The organism is Photorhabdus noenieputensis (assembly GCF_018448935.1).
GTDB lineage: Bacteria > Pseudomonadota > Gammaproteobacteria > Enterobacterales > Enterobacteriaceae > Photorhabdus > Photorhabdus noenieputensis.
The window spans coordinates 249,775-266,605 of sequence record NZ_RCWC01000001.1 but is presented as its reverse complement, the minus strand read 5'-3'; the positions used below and the strand labels follow the sequence as shown (position 1 = coordinate 266,605).

12 protein-coding genes are annotated in these 16,831 nt (G+C 41.0%); 3 read left to right on the top strand and 9 right to left on the bottom strand.

The window, feature by feature from the left end:
- Window positions 1-4: 4 nt before the first annotated feature.
- The 4 genes from EAE91_RS01155 to EAE91_RS01140 form a co-directional block, all read right to left on the bottom strand.
- Window positions 5-598 (bottom strand): tetratricopeptide repeat protein, encoded by a 594-nt coding sequence (locus EAE91_RS01155; RefSeq protein WP_214086905.1) that lies wholly within the window; start codon window positions 596-598, stop codon window positions 5-7.
- A complete protein-coding gene (locus tag EAE91_RS01150; RefSeq protein ID WP_214086904.1) occupies window positions 558-1,328 on the bottom strand; it encodes a hypothetical protein in 771 nt (256 codons plus the stop codon). Before EAE91_RS01150 ends, EAE91_RS01155 begins: the two co-directional genes overlap by 41 nt.
- A gap of 24 nt (window positions 1,329-1,352) precedes the next feature.
- Window positions 1,353-1,814, bottom strand: coding sequence for a hypothetical protein (locus EAE91_RS01145; RefSeq protein WP_214086903.1), 462 nt, complete (start codon window positions 1,812-1,814; stop codon window positions 1,353-1,355).
- Between the two features lie 434 nt (window positions 1,815-2,248).
- Window positions 2,249-3,607 (bottom strand): MATE family efflux transporter, encoded by a 1,359-nt coding sequence (locus EAE91_RS01140; protein ID WP_214086902.1) that lies wholly within the window; start codon window positions 3,605-3,607, stop codon window positions 2,249-2,251.
- A 566-nt stretch (window positions 3,608-4,173) separates the two neighbouring features.
- Here EAE91_RS01140 and EAE91_RS01135 point away from each other — a divergent pair.
- Window positions 4,174-5,448 (top strand): bifunctional O-acetylhomoserine aminocarboxypropyltransferase/cysteine synthase, encoded by a 1,275-nt coding sequence (locus EAE91_RS01135; RefSeq protein WP_214086901.1) that lies wholly within the window; start codon window positions 4,174-4,176, stop codon window positions 5,446-5,448.
- Window positions 5,449-5,757: 309 nt separating this feature from the next.
- Window positions 5,758-6,552, top strand: coding sequence for a glycoside hydrolase family 16 protein (locus EAE91_RS01130; RefSeq protein ID WP_214086900.1), 795 nt, complete (start codon window positions 5,758-5,760; stop codon window positions 6,550-6,552).
- Between the two features lie 62 nt (window positions 6,553-6,614).
- Here EAE91_RS01130 and EAE91_RS01125 read toward each other — a convergent pair whose 3' ends face one another.
- Complete coding sequence (locus EAE91_RS01125; RefSeq protein WP_214086899.1) at window positions 6,615-8,708, bottom strand: TonB-dependent copper receptor; 2,094 nt, start codon at window positions 8,706-8,708, stop codon at window positions 6,615-6,617.
- A 144-nt stretch (window positions 8,709-8,852) separates the two neighbouring features.
- Entirely contained in the window at window positions 8,853-9,314 is a 462-nt protein-coding gene (locus tag EAE91_RS01120; protein ID WP_244868585.1) for a DUF2946 domain-containing protein, read from the bottom strand.
- A 990-nt stretch (window positions 9,315-10,304) separates the two neighbouring features.
- Between EAE91_RS01120 and EAE91_RS01115 the strand changes: the two genes are divergently transcribed.
- Window positions 10,305-11,936 carry a glycoside hydrolase family protein gene (locus EAE91_RS01115; protein ID WP_214086897.1) on the top strand — a complete coding sequence of 544 codons (1,632 nt, stop codon included), beginning with the start codon at window positions 10,305-10,307 and terminating at the stop codon, window positions 11,934-11,936.
- A gap of 255 nt (window positions 11,937-12,191) precedes the next feature.
- On the opposite strand, the gene EAE91_RS01110 is transcribed toward EAE91_RS01115, so the two are convergent.
- From EAE91_RS01110 to prpC, 3 genes are all read right to left on the bottom strand, one after another.
- Window positions 12,192-14,141, bottom strand: a complete 1,950-nt coding sequence (locus EAE91_RS01110) for a propionate--CoA ligase (protein ID WP_280520260.1) — start codon at window positions 14,139-14,141, stop codon at window positions 12,192-12,194.
- 7 nt (window positions 14,142-14,148) lie between these two features.
- The gene (locus tag EAE91_RS01105; protein WP_214086895.1) at window positions 14,149-15,600 is read right to left on the bottom strand and encodes a bifunctional 2-methylcitrate dehydratase/aconitate hydratase; all 1,452 of its coding nucleotides are present in this window, start codon (window positions 15,598-15,600) and stop codon (window positions 14,149-14,151) included.
- A gap of 61 nt (window positions 15,601-15,661) precedes the next feature.
- Window positions 15,662-16,828 carry a bifunctional 2-methylcitrate synthase/citrate synthase gene (gene prpC, locus EAE91_RS01100; protein WP_214086894.1) on the bottom strand — a complete coding sequence of 389 codons (1,167 nt, stop codon included), beginning with the start codon at window positions 16,826-16,828 and terminating at the stop codon, window positions 15,662-15,664.
- Window positions 16,829-16,831 lie beyond the last annotated feature (3 nt).

Below are 16,831 nucleotides of genomic sequence, written 5' to 3'. Positions count from 1 at the left end.
AACATCATTCAGGTTCTTTGTATCCTAGCTGTATCAGTATGATATCCCAATGCTCTAAAGAAAATATAGCTTCTTTATCCCCTATGTCAGCTATTTTTTGGAAATATATTTTCGCTTTCTCTAAATCTTGTGGAACGTTACCATCTCCATGTAAATAAGTGACAGCAATACTGTTATATGCCCTTATAAGACCCAAACTACCTGCTCTTTCATAAAGTTCTATTGCTTTTTTCACATCTTGTTTATCTCTACCTTCATACTTATAAATTCCACCCAACCAATATAAAGCCAACATATGATTTCTATCTAATCTCAAAGCTTCCTCATAATAATACTTAGCCATTTTATAATCTCTTTCAGATCTTGCTAATGCACTATCGCTATATAAACGGCCAAGCAAAAAATTAGCATCTGCACTTCCTTTTTCTGCCAATTTTTCTAAGTTATGAAACTCCTCGACGGTTCTGGGTGTTTTCAGAGTAATTTCCTTATCCTCATAGTTCATTCCTGTAAACACTGTTTTCGGAATATATTTTTCTATATTTTCAGCATATGCATTAGAAACCAATAAAACCATCATCAAAATAATATACTTCATGATATTGTCCTAAATTATTTACTAGAATATTCTGCGGCTGAATGAGATCACCCTGAATATTTTCAATGACCACATCACTATTTTGTTCTGTAAAACTCTCCAAAGAGCTGATTAATTTATCAATTTTATTATCCTGAGAAAAGTGACTACTTTCACCTTGTGTAAACCAAACATCAACAATATCTGTATTTCTGCCATCCTTCCAATTAACAGATGACGCCAAACCATGATAGTTCCCTTCAGAATCAAAATACTCAATTTCTTTATAGTTCAAATTAATAGATTCAATTCCAACTTCCTCCATACTTTTCAATTCACCTTGATCTGTATAAGCATCCCGGTTCTTATCTTGCCATATCTTTAGAGAAGACCACCATAAATCATTAGCATCCAATATACCATCCTTATTAGAATCCAAGTCTAGTAAAGCTTCAAAACCATTTTTCGCTTTCTCACCAGAAGAAAGTATGGTTTCCTCTCCAAATAGCTCGCTTCCATTGTTAATTATACCATCATTATTCCTATCAAGAACTAAAAAACCATCATTTTCATTTACCCAACCAGTCTTAACCTTATCTCCGTTACCTTCAAAATCAAATTTTATACCTGAATCAATGGAAATCGTCTTAACACCATCTCCATCAAGATCTATTACTATAGGTGTTCTATATCCATTAGCAATATGTTCTATGTATTCAGCAACACTATCAGGAGTAGATCCCAAGCTCAAATTTATTCCAGCATTTTCAGTCAATTATTTAATAAAATGAATACAGTTAAAAGCTCCAAGATGATAATCTGGAGGAGCTATCTTTCCTTCTTTATAATCTTTAACTGTTTGGTAAAGTCTAGCCACATTCTGATAATGTGGATAATTTCCTGAGATAATAGTCAGACTAGATGCCTCTGGATAATTAATAAAGTCATTAAAAGAAAGATTATCTTTTGGCGTCCAAATACTATCTCCAATACTTAACCCTATAGTAATTGATCCCAATCTACCAGTATCCTTATCATAACTTGTAACCGTCATAAAAACGTGACCAAATTTCGACGGAGCATCATTAAGTATTGCAGATCCTCTTGGGGCTGCATGGATAGTAACTGAATTAGGATAATACATAGCTTGACTCAGAGAATCTGAGTCTATCTGTGTGGTCATAGACATATCTTCTATTTTCTTAACAACGTAATGTTTAGGGGTATAATTTTTCATTTTCAATGAGTCTCTTTAGTCATTAGATTATTATTTAACAGAGTAATTTTGTAATGAATCCACTATCATCTATTTATAACTTTAAGCTAATAGATAATTTTTCATGCAAAATTATCTATTAGCATAATAACGAACTTTATTTATATCATAATAATAACTCCTATATGTATTACATTTATTTTGAATAACAGTTTTACTGTCCATTCATCACTTTCAATAACATTAAAATCATTCCATAATAATATAATCATCCAAATAACAAATCAGTCAATTTATATTTATATTTATATTTATATTTATATTTATATTTATATTTATATTTATATTACAAATTAAAATAAAAAATAACCAAATTAATTTAGAACAGAAACATTTTCATTTAAATAAATATATATGTATAAATTTTATGATCAATGTACTATATCATGTGTAAATTAGGAAATTAACCGAGAAATCATTCCTCTCTGTCTAACCCTTAAAATGATAAACAGCAAAATAGCATTCACCAGAAGGCCCAAAACCAATCCATACCAAAACCCTATAATTCCCATACGCTCGGTTACCCAGTCTGTCAAAGCCAAAACAAACCCTAATGGCAAACCCACTAGCCAATAACCGAATAACGGCGCGTAAAATACCGATCGGGTATCATGAAAACCCCGTAAAATACCGGATAAAGCCGCCTGACAAGAGTCAAAGAATTGGAACAGGCATAACAGAAAGATTATGTTTAGCGCAATTATTATGACGCCATTGTCGTTCGTATAGAGCGAAATAAATGAACCTGCGAAATAGTAGATTAAAACGCCAATAACGGCGGAAATAGATAAAATTAAAGCAATTGAGATCTTTATAGTCCCTGTTAATGCTGTTCTATCTCTTTTCCCAATATAGGAACCCACTTTCACCGTCACAGCGGCTGCAATCCCCCCAGTTATGGTATAGATGATAGAGGTAATATTCAGCATAATATTATGCGCAGCAATGACTTGAGCGCCTAAAGGAGCAGCGGTTATCGCAATCACATCTAAAAAAACCATTTCAACAAAAAGAGCCAATCCACTTGGCATACTAATATAAAAAGTCTTAATCAAATCATTATATTTCGGTAAACTAAAATCTATCCTATATCGACGATATTCTTTCTTTAGCAAGAAATAGATAATCAGGAATACAGCAATTAGATTATTAATAATTGCAGTGGTAATACCCGCGCCAATGCCCCCCATTGCTGGCAAACCCAGTTTGCCATAAATAAATATGTAATTTAATGGTATATTCAATAATAAGGAACCCGCAGACAAATACATTGCGATTTTTGTGTCTTCCAATCCTTGTAGAAATGAACGAAAAACATTAAATATCATAACACTAGGCACACCACAGGCCAGAGCAATAACATAGCCTTGTGTAATTTTTAACATATGCTCATCAATACCGATGAACGAAAGTAACCAGCTAACTAACATCAATAAAAGAATTATTGGTATCGAAAGTATCACCGCCAGAAACAAGTAATTTTTAAGGCTGGCTTTAATCCCTTCGTCATCATGTTGTGCTTTTTGCTTGGCTACATCTGCCGCCAGCATGATAATCGTCCCATATCCTAATACAAATATAGGAAACCAAATACTACTTCCTAATGTTACCGCGGCTAAATCAGCCGTAGCATAGTGACCAGACATCACAATATCAACAAAACTCATTGCTGTGCGTGCTATCTGACTAACGATGATAGGGAAAGAGAAAAATAAAAGTTGTTTTAACTCCCGCCGGTTTGAAAACTTAGCCATAAGAATCCCATTAATTTATTGGTTAGTGCCAATATTGATCATACTAACAATAAATTACGACCAAAATCATTTAAAAAAGTCTGAAAAAATTAGAGTCACGAGTATACCTTCTATTTTCTCTCAGGCAACAGTGAATAAATAAATTAAAGCAATCTAACGAAAACTAACTATTTCACAGAAATTTTTGTGATCTTTATAAAAGATTGAATATTTATTTAAGTATTTTGTTCCAATTTTATATTTTAATAGTTAATGTTACTTGGCTGAAACTATTGAAGTATTATGTGATAACATCCACATTATTAAAAAATAAAGATACCAGCATAGTAAAGCAGATAATTAATAACTTTTTCAAATTATTTCTTTAATTGATAAAGAATTAACGGAAATATCATGTCTATACAGATATCTATTCTAATAGTTCATCAATCTAAAAGAGAGATAAATCAAGTTTTTTGTGAGCAATTCCTTATGAACAATAGTAAGTAAGGCTTGTTTTAACAAAAGCCGCTTACACCTATTCATTAAAGATATATGTCATCTTACCGTAAAAAAAGAGATCGAAAATGAAACCAGAAACTCTTGCTATCCACGGCGGATATTCCCCTGATCCAACCACCAAAGCCGTCGCCGTTCCTATCTATCAAACGACATCCTATGCATTTGACGATACCCAACACGGTGCCGACCTATTTGATTTAAAGGTTGAGGGCAACATCTATTCCCGCATTATGAACCCGACTAATGATGTATTAGAAAAACGGGTTGCTTTACTCGAAGGAGGAATCGCTGCTTTGGCGGTTGCATCTGGCATGGCGGCTGTTACCTGTGCGATTCAATCCATTGCCAGCGCTGGAGATAACATTATATCTGTTGCTAAGTTATATGGCGGCACTCATAATCTGCTAGCTCACACACTGCCGCGATTCGGGATTGAGACTCGGTTTGCTGAACACGATGATATTGCAGCCTTGGAGTCACTGATTGATGATCGTACCAAGGCGGTATTTTGTGAATCTATTAGTAACCCGGCCGGTAATATTGTTGATCTGAAAAAATTTGCCGAAGTCGCTCATCGTCATGGCGTCCCCTTAATTGTTGATAATACCGTCGCTACGCCTGTGCTTTGTCGCCCCTTCGAGCATGGCGCTGATATTGTTATTCACTCTTTAACCAAGTATATGGGCGGACATGGCAACTCTATTGGCGGCATCATTGTGGATTCCGGCAATTTCCCCTGGAAAAAATATCAGCAACGGTTTGCTATATTGACTACCCCAGATCCCTCCTATCATAACGTCATTTATACCGAGCAATTCGGTAAGGCAGCATTTATCGGGCATTGCCGTGTGGTGCCGCTACGTAATATGGGCGCTGCATTGTCGCCTTTTAACGCTTTCCTTATCTTGCAAGGATTGGAAACACTGGCATTAAGAATGGAGCGTCATACTGAAAATGCGCTGAAAGTCGCTCATTATTTGCAAGATCATCCTCAAGTGAGTTGGGTGAAATATGCCGGGTTACCAAACCACCCAGAACATCAACTGGCTCAACAATATGCAAGTGGGAAGCCATCAGCGCTCCTCTCTTTTGGTATTAAAGGCGGGCAACAATCCGGTGCGCAATTTATTGACGCACTAAAATTGATTGTGCGGCTGGTTAATATTGGCGATGCTAAATCACTCGCCTGTCATCCAGCGTCAACAACGCATAGCCAATTAAATGATGAGGAGTTAATTAAAGCCGGCATATCACAGGATATGATTCGCTTATCAATCGGCATTGAACATATCGACGATATTATTGCCGATCTTGCCCAAGCTCTGGATGCATCGAAATAATTTAAATTGTCATATACCCCGTTCTGACGAACGGGGTTTTATTCATCGATATTCACTGTTTTTTTATTCTACCTATCTCAATTATTTTTTCCCAACCCATGTTGCCGACTTTAATTACCTTTCATTTTTATCAACCAATATTAACACCATACTGAATAACTAAAACGAAAAGCATGGGGGTAATAAATTAAATCGGTAACGCTGTCGCCAATATTCGATAAAGTAACTCATATCTCCGTGACAAGAGGAAATCAATAATAGCTCTCGGATAAATAACGATTATTCACATCAAATATACAAGGAAAATAGATGAAAATTCAGTTAGCCTATACGTTGTTATTAAGCACATTGTTTAGTGGATATGCTCTAGCACAAATCCCCAATGAATTCAGCCCCACACCGTCATTTGAAGATAATTTCGATGGCACAACGCTTAATACGCAAAAATGGGATTACCGTGGCCTGGGTGTCAGAAAAAATTGTATTAATATTCAATCAGCGGTTATTGTACAAAATGGCCATTTAACCATAAAAACCTATTCCGATAGTTCTTCCGGTAAGCTACAGAATTATTGTGGCATGATTTCAACACAAAAAAGTTTTCTACAATCATATGGCTATTGGGAAGCCGCTATCAGATTTAATCGTGCAGAAGGTAATCAAGTTGCATTCTGGGTCCAGTCACCGACAATGGGCCTCGATTTAACAAATCCAGAAAAATCAGGTGTCGAAATTGATGTATTTGAACATTTAGCCGAAGCGACACAGGATCAATATGATCACGCTATTCACTGGAATGGTTATGGCAGCGCTCATAAGGAGTGGTCAAAGAGATTGTCTACCAGTAAACTTACCGATGGTCAATTCCACAAATTTGCTGTGGCATGGACACCGAGTGGCTATACATTTTATGTTGATGATATTCCCCAAAATTTGCCAGGGTTAAATCAAGTCCCTATCTCAATCGCCAACCAATATATTATTTTGAGCTCCGAAGTACCGCGCAGTTATCCAGCACAAGGTTATGGCCCGATAAATACAACAACCGCAACATTCGATGTTGATTATGTAAAAGTTTATCCATATATCGGTAATAAGAAATAGTCATCGATATGGAAAAGGGCAAATAAATAATTGGCACCCAATTATTGGGTGCCACTTTATCATTAAAATTTTACACCTATTTTCGCCCACACCGTCCGGCCGGGTTCATTCACTGAGGTATTCGCTGAATAACCAAAGGTGCTATTACCGGCAAGGTTGAGATGTTCGCTGTATTCTTTATCCAAGATATTGTCAATGCCAGCACTCACTTTTATATCTTTGTTAACCTTATAGGCAACGTTGGCAGAAAGCACGCCGAAACCTGAACTATCTTGAAAATCTTTGCCGACAACATTCCCCTGCCCCACGGCAATCCGATGCTGGCTGCTCACCAATCGCCACAAGCCGGTACTACTCCAATCACCACGCTCATAGGTCAATCCGAAGCGAGCTTCCAGAGGTGGGATCTGAGGCATCGGCTTGTTATCCGTCCTATTTTCTCCCCAAGCATAAGCAAGGCTGGCATCCGTTTTCCAATGATCTGCCAATTGATAACCGAAGCCCATTTCTCCCCCCATAATATTGGCATTAACATTATCAGCCTGGCTAATACGGGCGTTTGTCGGGCTATATCTAAATAAAATGAAATCATTTACACGCCCTATATAGGCGGATACCCAACCATTAAAACGTTCCCCGGTATATTGAGCACCAATATCAAGCTGCGTGGTTTTTTCACTTTTTACCCCATCAAAAGCACTGGCACTCCCCGCCGGACCATAGGTAGGCGAGAACAGTTCCCAATAGTCAGGGAAACGTTCGGTATAACCAATACCGGCATAAAACATCATTGGCATATCAGCCAAAGTATGCTCTAAGCGCATAAAACCACTCGGTAAAGTATCATTACGCTCTTTTTCACTATTACTCGTAAATTTCTTTACTCGGCTGCGATCAAGACGAGCACCGGTTATTAATTCGCTCTGTTCTGTAGCATACCAAGTTAGCTCACTAAATAGGCCATAATTATAGAATTGCGCATCCTTTTGCCAGCCATTACCTGCTTTATTACGGTGGGTATTGGTTTGTGTATCTGCGCCGCTTTCCAATTTAAAGTCTTGCCATAGCCAAGTGCCCATAACTCGCCCCCCGACAACGCGACGATCCAGTTGCATCGACATACCGTGGTTCATATTCATATGCATACCACATCCATGCTTACAACCCGAAGAAGAGATCCCCATCGACATGGGGCTATTCGGGGAACGCAGCGTGATATTGTCCATAATATGGTTGGTATAGTTGTAATAAACTTGGGCTTCAACCTTATCAAGCACCTCACCAATGTGAGATTTCTCAAAACGGACACCAAGACTTTCACGTTTGAACTGTGAACCATCCATACCACGTCCAGCATAACGAGCTTCTCCATCCCCTTTCCCTGTGGTGAACTCAAGCAACGTATCTTTATCCGGCGTCCACCCTAACGCCAGGTCACTATTCCATTTATCCCAACGTGAAGGAACGCGATACCCACCACCATCTTTGTAGTCATTCGAGCGGGATTTATTTGCCATTAAACGTAAATATCCCAATTCACTACCAATGCTAGCATCAACATTACCATCCCAACGGTCATTCGAACCCGTCAGTCCACTAGCATTGATTTTTACCCCTGGCTGATCAAAGCGCGGATGCTCACGTTCAAATCTTACGGTCCCTGCGGAAGCACCAGCCCCCCATAATACCGTTTGAGGCCCTTTAATGACTGTCAGCAAATCATAACTCTCTGGTGAAATATAGGATGAAGGGGCATCCATTCTGCCAGGGCAAGCGCCTAACATTTCCGCACCATCAGTCAGGAGCTTAATCCTCGAACCAAACATTCCCCGAAATACCGGATCGCCATTGGTGCCCCCGTTACGGATTTGAGAAAATCCGGGTATGGTTTTTAAATAATCAGAACCGTCACTTGCCGGAACGGGCTGACGGGGGGTTTTTGGCGAGGTGACAATCGCCAAAGGAGAGTACAAAGGCGCGGTTACGGTAATCACATCCCCATCATTGGTTTTTGCACCCTTTACATGGTCGTGTGCATCTGATGCGGTTTCAGCCGCATAGCCATTAAAAGCGGCGAGTAGAAAAAGTGGCATTGCCGAACAGATACAATGGGATAGCATATTTTTTTTATGAGAAATATTTTTTTCGAACATCATCATCTTGCCTTAAATGTAAACCCACCTTCCAAAGTGATATTTCTATCAACAACGGAATAGGTTATAGAATCCAACCAAATCATTTTTGGTATGAACAAACTGTTCCTAACTCAACAATGAGCAGGACATTTCATTATGTTTAAATCAATGAGATGAGAGCTGTTCAGGCGGAGCACGAGGCAACGAATCAGAAAAGATGAAGTGCGGCAGAAATGAAGCTACGGTTTGAATCGGCGGTGGCCGTGAAGTCAGCGAAGTTGACCAAAATAGCGGTGTATTCGCCAAATCCAGCATGGGTATATGGATCAGAAAAACGCAGTATCCACAGGCAATATCCTCCAACATCGACATACCACCACCCGCATGCATACCCATCTGCATGCCATCATGATGGTTAGTGCTATATGACTTAGTAGCATGTGATGCGGAAAAAGCATCAAAATGAGACATATTGCGAGGTATATCATCGTTAGATGACATCACCCTATGGCAATCGACCACTTTCGATGAATGAGCCTCACCAATGCGCGCATGTTCCAGTGACCGGGAGATCACTGGCGCAATGAACAACATCAGTATCGCGAATATACCGAGCCAAGCTGGCAAACGACTCCGCGATGTATAAAATTGGATCAGTGACAAACTAAGCCTATTTTCCGTAGAGAACACATTCAGGGACGGGATTGTACGAAGTTAATGACCAAATGTTAAAACACTTTATGCAGGAATGTCGTTTTAGCGGCAAAATTTGTTGTTTTTCTAAAATCTGCGGGGTTATTTTCATGCACATCGAGTAAAATCGCAGAGATTAACGTCACGAACAAAAGTATTTCCCCACGTGCAAATAAGGCAGACTTGGCTCAAATATGTCTACATAATACCGTTTCCATATCAACTCTTATCCACATAACCCATAGACCTGCATATTACAGCCGCATTTTTTATCCTCCACAAAAAACATTCATTAGAAGAACCTTAAGTTATGCAACTTTTTACGGTTGTGAACACGCAGGCTACGTTTTCTATGGCTGAAATACAACACACGATAAAACAGAATAAGAGAGTCAGTCCTCAGTCAGAATTTTTCTGATTGATTCATTAGGAATAGTCTTAAAAATAAACTCATTGATATTTTTTGTGATTCATGTAACATTTTTTGTCCTGAACAGTTATTCACCACCAAACAAATAATGACCATATGATTTTTTATACTGATTTATTTAACTCTAATGATTTGATGATGGAAGGATGAAGATACAAAAATTTACCTTTATAACTACCAATGTGACAGCAGATTTCTGCACTACATCAGCGCTGATAAACAATGTTTTGTCATAGTGACATTGGTAAGAAGATGCCTATAAAGGCACGCCAGAAGACCAGCACAAGAACTGCTCGCATAAACCAGCACTAATTATGCAATGCACTAACTAAAGCACGGTTGCATAACAGGTTAAGTTACCAATCACCGACTGAATTTAGTGAGACGAATGCGGGTTAATAGCCATTGCATCTTTTTTAGGAGCATATTTGAGGGAGGTTTTACTAAGAACTTTTCTCGCTCCGTGACTTCAACTTACAACTCTGGAGAAAATTGTGACTTTGTGTATCAAAAAAGCCCCCAAAATTTGGGGCATCATCAAGCAATTAAATATCAATAACTATGTACTTAAAATGTCAGATCGGGCAAATAATCGCAGATCCACATTAAATGATGCTTTAGTTTGCTCCTTGCATTATTGTGGATTGCTGTTTCGCCATTTACGTGTGATTTATCGAAATGTTTTATTGGCCACCTTAAGCTTGGCTATTCTCTGCGGATTATTATTGGTTCCTCCATCATTAGCACAAACAGAAATACCTTTAATAACATCAGGTATTCGAACTTCTATCGGTCCTGTAGTTAAGGGGGGGGTATACAACTATGCGCCTTCCGTGATGTTGGACGGGGTATATCGGATGTGGTGGTGTGGTTCCGATCGCACTCATCCCGGTGATCATATTTTCTATGCCGAATCTTCATCTCTTGATGGCCCTTTCCACGCACGTGGAAGTAGCGCCCCCTACCAGATTGTTTTTTCCCCTAACAAGGAAGCGACCGCATTCGATAAAGTCCATACTTGCGATCCCTCTGTCATACGAGTTAATGGCACATATTATATGTATTATGGTGGATGGAACAGCGTTCGCGTTGATGCTGAAGGTATAACAAAAATTGGCCTCGCAACAAGTACTGACGGAATTAACTGGACACGTGCAAATAATGGTAATCCGATAATCTTACCCGCTAACAAGAAGCTAGATGGAAATCCTTATGGAGCAGGGCAACCATCCATATCCTATCTCAATGGTATGTTTTACCTTATGTACACCGATACGACCGGAGCAGATTCCCTAGATAAAATTTACGGCGGCGGAGGGCAATATGTCTTAAGATCTCCCGATCCAACCTTTCAAAGTGAAGTGGAAGAACTTACTCCTAATGGCTTCGTCACAAAAACGGAAGAGAATCACACCGGATACCAGCAAAACTATTGGGTAAGCGTCGATATGCAATTTTCTGATGCACTCAGTGCATGGATTGTGGCCCACAATGATGGCTCCAGACTATCTTTAAGCTTTTATCCTCCAGACTTCTCTACGAAAATCTACAATGATGTCCAATTAAGCACCTCCACTGTAGAAGGTCCCGGTATTGTATCAAGACCAGATAAGCACTCAGTTGTCTCAAGTACCGGACAGTGCAGTACGCTGCCAATCGATGTTATCAATGCGACTGCGCGTAATTTCCCTCGTAGGTCGCCTACAGACTTAGCGCATATTGGTATCGACGTCAGTGCTGGAATGAACTGTGAAAATATGCGTCCTAGTCAGGTCGCGAATATCTACGAAGGTTATGGAATTAAAGCGGCCGGTTTACCTTTGACATTTGTTGTATCTGGAACACGTTTGCAAGCTGATTCCATTCGATCAATTCAATTTTTAACTAAGAACTTCGTTGAAGTTACACCTGAGATTTTCCATGCTATTCCATATGGCGCTTCATTAAAAACCGGCGCTCCCGTTATTGGCGCAACTGGACAACCTGCCGCGTTTCTTCTTGATTCCGCTAAATGGCCAGTAAATGGAATAAAGATAATCAGAGATAATAAATCATCTATTAAGATGGTTCCGTTAGCTGAATACGATTCCTATCCAACAAAATACCCACTTTACCTAGTGCAATAATTATTTCACTAGCTGAGTCAAACACAGCAACTTATTAATATGCTGAGTTTTCTATACTACATCATGGTCGTAGACGCGACATTAGAACGTTTACGACCATGTTCTGCGAAGATGAATTTCGGGATAAAATTTTCAAATTACCAACAAACCAATAACGAAAAGTTTAACTATTAAATCGTTTAATTCCATTAGCATATCCATCATTAAACCTACCAAGCTTTTCTCTTGGCTTAGAGCTACAAATTTCAAGGTCTGTTAACAAAAAACAGCCTCTCGAATGACCTCCAGTGCAGTAGGATTTTCAATCAGAGCAAGATCACCGGGCTCACGCCCTTCACATATTGCCTGCATGGTTCGACGCAACATTTTTCCTGAACGTGTTTTGGGAATCTGAGAAACAAAATAGACTCGTGCCGGGCGGCCTACGCTACCAATTTGTTTATTGACCAAATCCATCAAAACCTTTTCCAAAACAGCAAAATGCTCGGCATTCTGGATCTCCTTCCCATCCTTGAGGACAACAAAAGCAACCGCGACTTGCCCTTTGATAGCATCCTTAATGCCAATAACAGCCACTTCGGCAACATCTTCATGGCTGGCGATACACTCTTCTATCTCCCGCGTTCCCAGACGGTGCCCAGCCACATTAATCACATCATCCGAACGCCCCAAAATAAAATAATAGCCATCGCTATCACGGATACCCCAATCGAATGTGGAATAAACAGCATGCTCAAAGTGTCGCCAATAGGTATTGAGAAAACGTGTATCATCACCATAGATAGTTTGAATACAACCCGGAGGTAAAGGCCCTTCAATAACAAGCATCCCTTTTTCGTTATCACCGCACGCCTCGCCAGTCAGTTCATTGATGAGCTTGACATGAAAGCCATACATCGGGAAGCCTGTACTGCCAAATCGACTCGGCCTGTCATCCAGCGTGCGAGCAATCGCCATAATTGGCCAACCGGTTTCCGTCTGCCAGTAATTATCTATGACCGGAACATTAATAGCCTCAGCAATCCAGCGAGCGGTATGCTCATCTAGCGGTTCTCCCGCCAAATACAATGTCTTAAGCGATGAAATATCATATTTACCAATACATTCAATTGGATATTTTTTCAGTACACGAATAGCTGTAGGTGCTGAAAACATCCGTGTTACTCGATATTTCTCTACTATTTTCCACCAAATGCCCGCATCTGGCCGTATCGGCAGCCCCTCATACATAATCGTCGCCATTCCTGCAATTAAAGGAGCATAAACAATATAAGAATGCCCAACGATCCAGCCGATATCTGAGGTGCTAAAAAACACCTCCCCCGCTTTACCACCAAAAATGATATCCATAGATGTTGCCAGTGCGACAGCATAACCACCAACATCACGCTGTACCCCCTTCGGCGTGCCCGTCGTGCCGGAAGTATAGAGCACACAAGAGGTTTCATTTGATTCAAGCCAAGTTACGGGAATGTCAGCATCAAAGTACTCCTGCCGCAATGTAGCGAAATCAACATCTCTCTCCGGCACCCAAACCATTTCCGCCAACCCACGGTTAACCATCAATACATGGCGGGGTTTGTGATTCGCCAGCTCAATAGCCTCATCTAACAATGGCTTGTAAGGAATGACTTTGCCGCCGCGCGATCCTCCATCAGCAGACACCACCAACACTGGCTCAGCATTATCCAGCCGAGTAGCAAGGCTTTGGGAAGCAAAACCACCGAAGACAACAGAATGAACAGCGCCAATACGGGCACAAGCAAGCAAAACAAACAGCGCTTCGGCAATCATCGGCATATAAACCAGAACTCTGTCGCCTTTTTTAACCCCCAAAGAGAGCATCATGGCAGCCGCTCGATTCACTTCCTGATGTAATTCCCTGAAAGTAAATATTTTCTCACTATTGGTTTCTGTTGAGATGGTGATGAGCGCTTTAGCATCAGGCTGGCTTTCCAGCCAGCGATCCAGCGCGTTGTAACATAGGTTGGTTTTTCCTCCGCAAAACCAACGAGCAAAGGGAGGATTGTTATAATCCAGCACTTGCTCAAAAGGGTGTTGCCAGAAAATACGTTGCGCCTGTTCAGCCCAGAATGTGTTGGGATCATCAATAGATTGCTGATAAAAAGCGTTGAATGACATAATCTCTCCTAGTGCTGCCGTAGATGATAGAGCGGCACTTGGGAGAGCGGCCGCCAATAGCATGACAAATCTAAATAACGTACAAATTGAGATATTCGTTTACCGGCATGTTTTCCAGTAACGGACGGTCAAGGGAAACAGACAGGATTTTTTTCTGTTGTGTTTCAGGGAACTGACGTGCCAGGTTAGTGCTGAATTTTTTCAGCAATAATGGAATGCCTTCCTTACGGCGACGAGCATGGCCGATGGGGAATTCAACTTTAACTTCATCAAGCTGGCTGCCATCTGTAAACGTAACAGTTAATGCGTTAGCAATAGAGCGTTTTTCCGGATCGTGATAATCACGGGTAAAATCCAGATCTTCAACACACACTATTTTTTCCCGCAGTGCATCAATGCGAGGATCTGCCGCAATGCTATCTTCATAATCCGCCGCAGTAAGGCGACCAAAGATCAAAGGAATCGCCACCATGTACTGAATACAGTGATCTCGGTCCGCAGGATTATTTAATGGGCCTTGCTTATCGATAATCCGTATACAAGCTTCATGGGTACGAATGGTGATCTTTGTAATGTCATTGATCGTTTTACCCGCATTTTTCAGTTGTTGATGCAGGCTCATTGCCGCTTCCACAGCAGTTTGTGCATGAAATTCCGCCGGGAAAGCGATTTTGAACAGCACGTTTTCCATCACATAAGAGCCATAGGCACGCTGGAATTTAAAAGGCTGACCATTGAACAGAACATCATAGAATCCCCACGTTTTTGCGGTTAATACCGAGGGATATCCCATTTCACCCTTTTGCGCCATCAAAGCCAAACGCACCGCGCGGGATGTTGCATCGCCAGCAGCCCAAGATTTGCGTGAGCCGGTATTAGGAGCATGACGGTAAGTTCGCAGTGATTGACCATCAACCCAAGCCAGCGATACCGCGCTCAAGATCTCTTCCCGATTCAACCCCAACATTTCAGCAACAACAGCCGTCGAAGCCACTTTTACCAGCACGACATGATCTAAACCGACTTTATTAAATGCATTCTCCAGTGCAAGACATCCCTGAATTTCATGCGCTTTAACCATACCCGTCAAAACATCTTTGATCGTAAGAGGCTTTTTCCCACCAGCAATGGCATTTCTTGATAGCCAATCAGCTACTGCCAGAATACCACCGAGGTTATCGGATGGATGTCCCCATTCAGCGGCAAGCCATGTGTCATTGAAATCTAACCAGCGGATCATCGTACCAATGTTAAATGCCGCCTGTACCGGATCGAGTTGAAATTGGGTTCCCGGCACACGTACACCATTGGGTACTACTGTCCCCGGCACAATCGGCCCTAGCAATTTCTTACAGGCCGGGTATTCCAGGGCCTCTAACCCGCAACCTAACGTATCCAGAAAGCAGTAATAAGCCGTTTCATAGGCGACGGATGATGTGATGGCGTATTCCATAACATAATCCACAATATCTACAATGACCTGATCATATTCAGGGCGATTGTTTGCAACAGAGGTAGACATAATAATTCCTTGTTAAAAAAGCACCCATACAGGGATCTCTATTTCTGCATCAAAAATAGCGTTACCCACGTTTACTAATTGGCGTAAATACTTGATTTTCTGGTCCGGTATAGTTGGCTGCTGGACGAATAATTTTATTATCAATACGCTGTTCAATGATGTGAGCAGCCCATCCTGCTGTGCGGGCAATCACAAACAACGGTGTAAACATTGCAGTTGGCACACCCATCATGTGATAGGAAATCGCTGAGAACCAATCAAGGTTCGGGAACATTTTCTTATTGGCCCACATCACCGCTTCTATTCGATCCGCAATATCAAACATTTTGGTGGTTCCTGCCTGTTTAGAAAGTTGCAGAGCCACATTTTTAATCACTTTGTGACGGGGATCAGAGATGGTGTAAACCGGATGACCAAAGCCGATAATGACCTCTTTTCTCGCCAAACGAGCCAGAATATCACTCTCTGCTTCATCAGGATTTTCATAGCGCTGTTGAATTTCAAAAGAGACTTCGTTTGCTCCGCCATGTTTTGACCCTCTCAGCGCTCCAATCGCCCCGATGATGGCGGAGTAGATATCTGTGCCAGTTCCTGCAATAACCCGACTGGTAAATGTCGAGGCATTAAATTCGTGTTCCGCATAAAGGATCAAAGAGGTATGCATGGTTTTTTCCCACGATTCACTGGGCTTTTTACCATGCAGAAGATGCAGAAAATGTCCGCCTATCGACTCAGCATCAGTTTCTACCTCAATGCGGCGTCCATTGTGGCTATAGTGATACCAATAGAGCAACATGGAGCTGAGAGAAGCTAGTAATCTGTCAGCAATATCACGCGCTCCCGCAAGGTTGTGATCGTCTTTCTCTGGCAACGTACAACCCAGAACGGAGACGCCTGTACGCATAACATCCATCGGATGAGCGGCGGCGGGCAATGCTTCCAGTGCTGCCTTTACGCTACTCGGCAGACCTCGCAATGCGGTTAATTTCGCTTTATAGGCAGCCAATTCAGCGTAGGAAGGCAATTTTTCGTGGATCAGCAGGTATGCAACTTCTTCAAATTCACACTGGGTTGCAAGATCAAGAATATCGTAACCACGGTAGTGCAGATCATTACCGTTTTTTCCTACTGTACAAAGTGCCGTGTTACCCGCACTGACGCCAGAAAGGGCTACAGATTTTTTAGGCTTGAAAGTGGTTAACTCAGTCATCGTGTTCTGTTCGCTCATGGG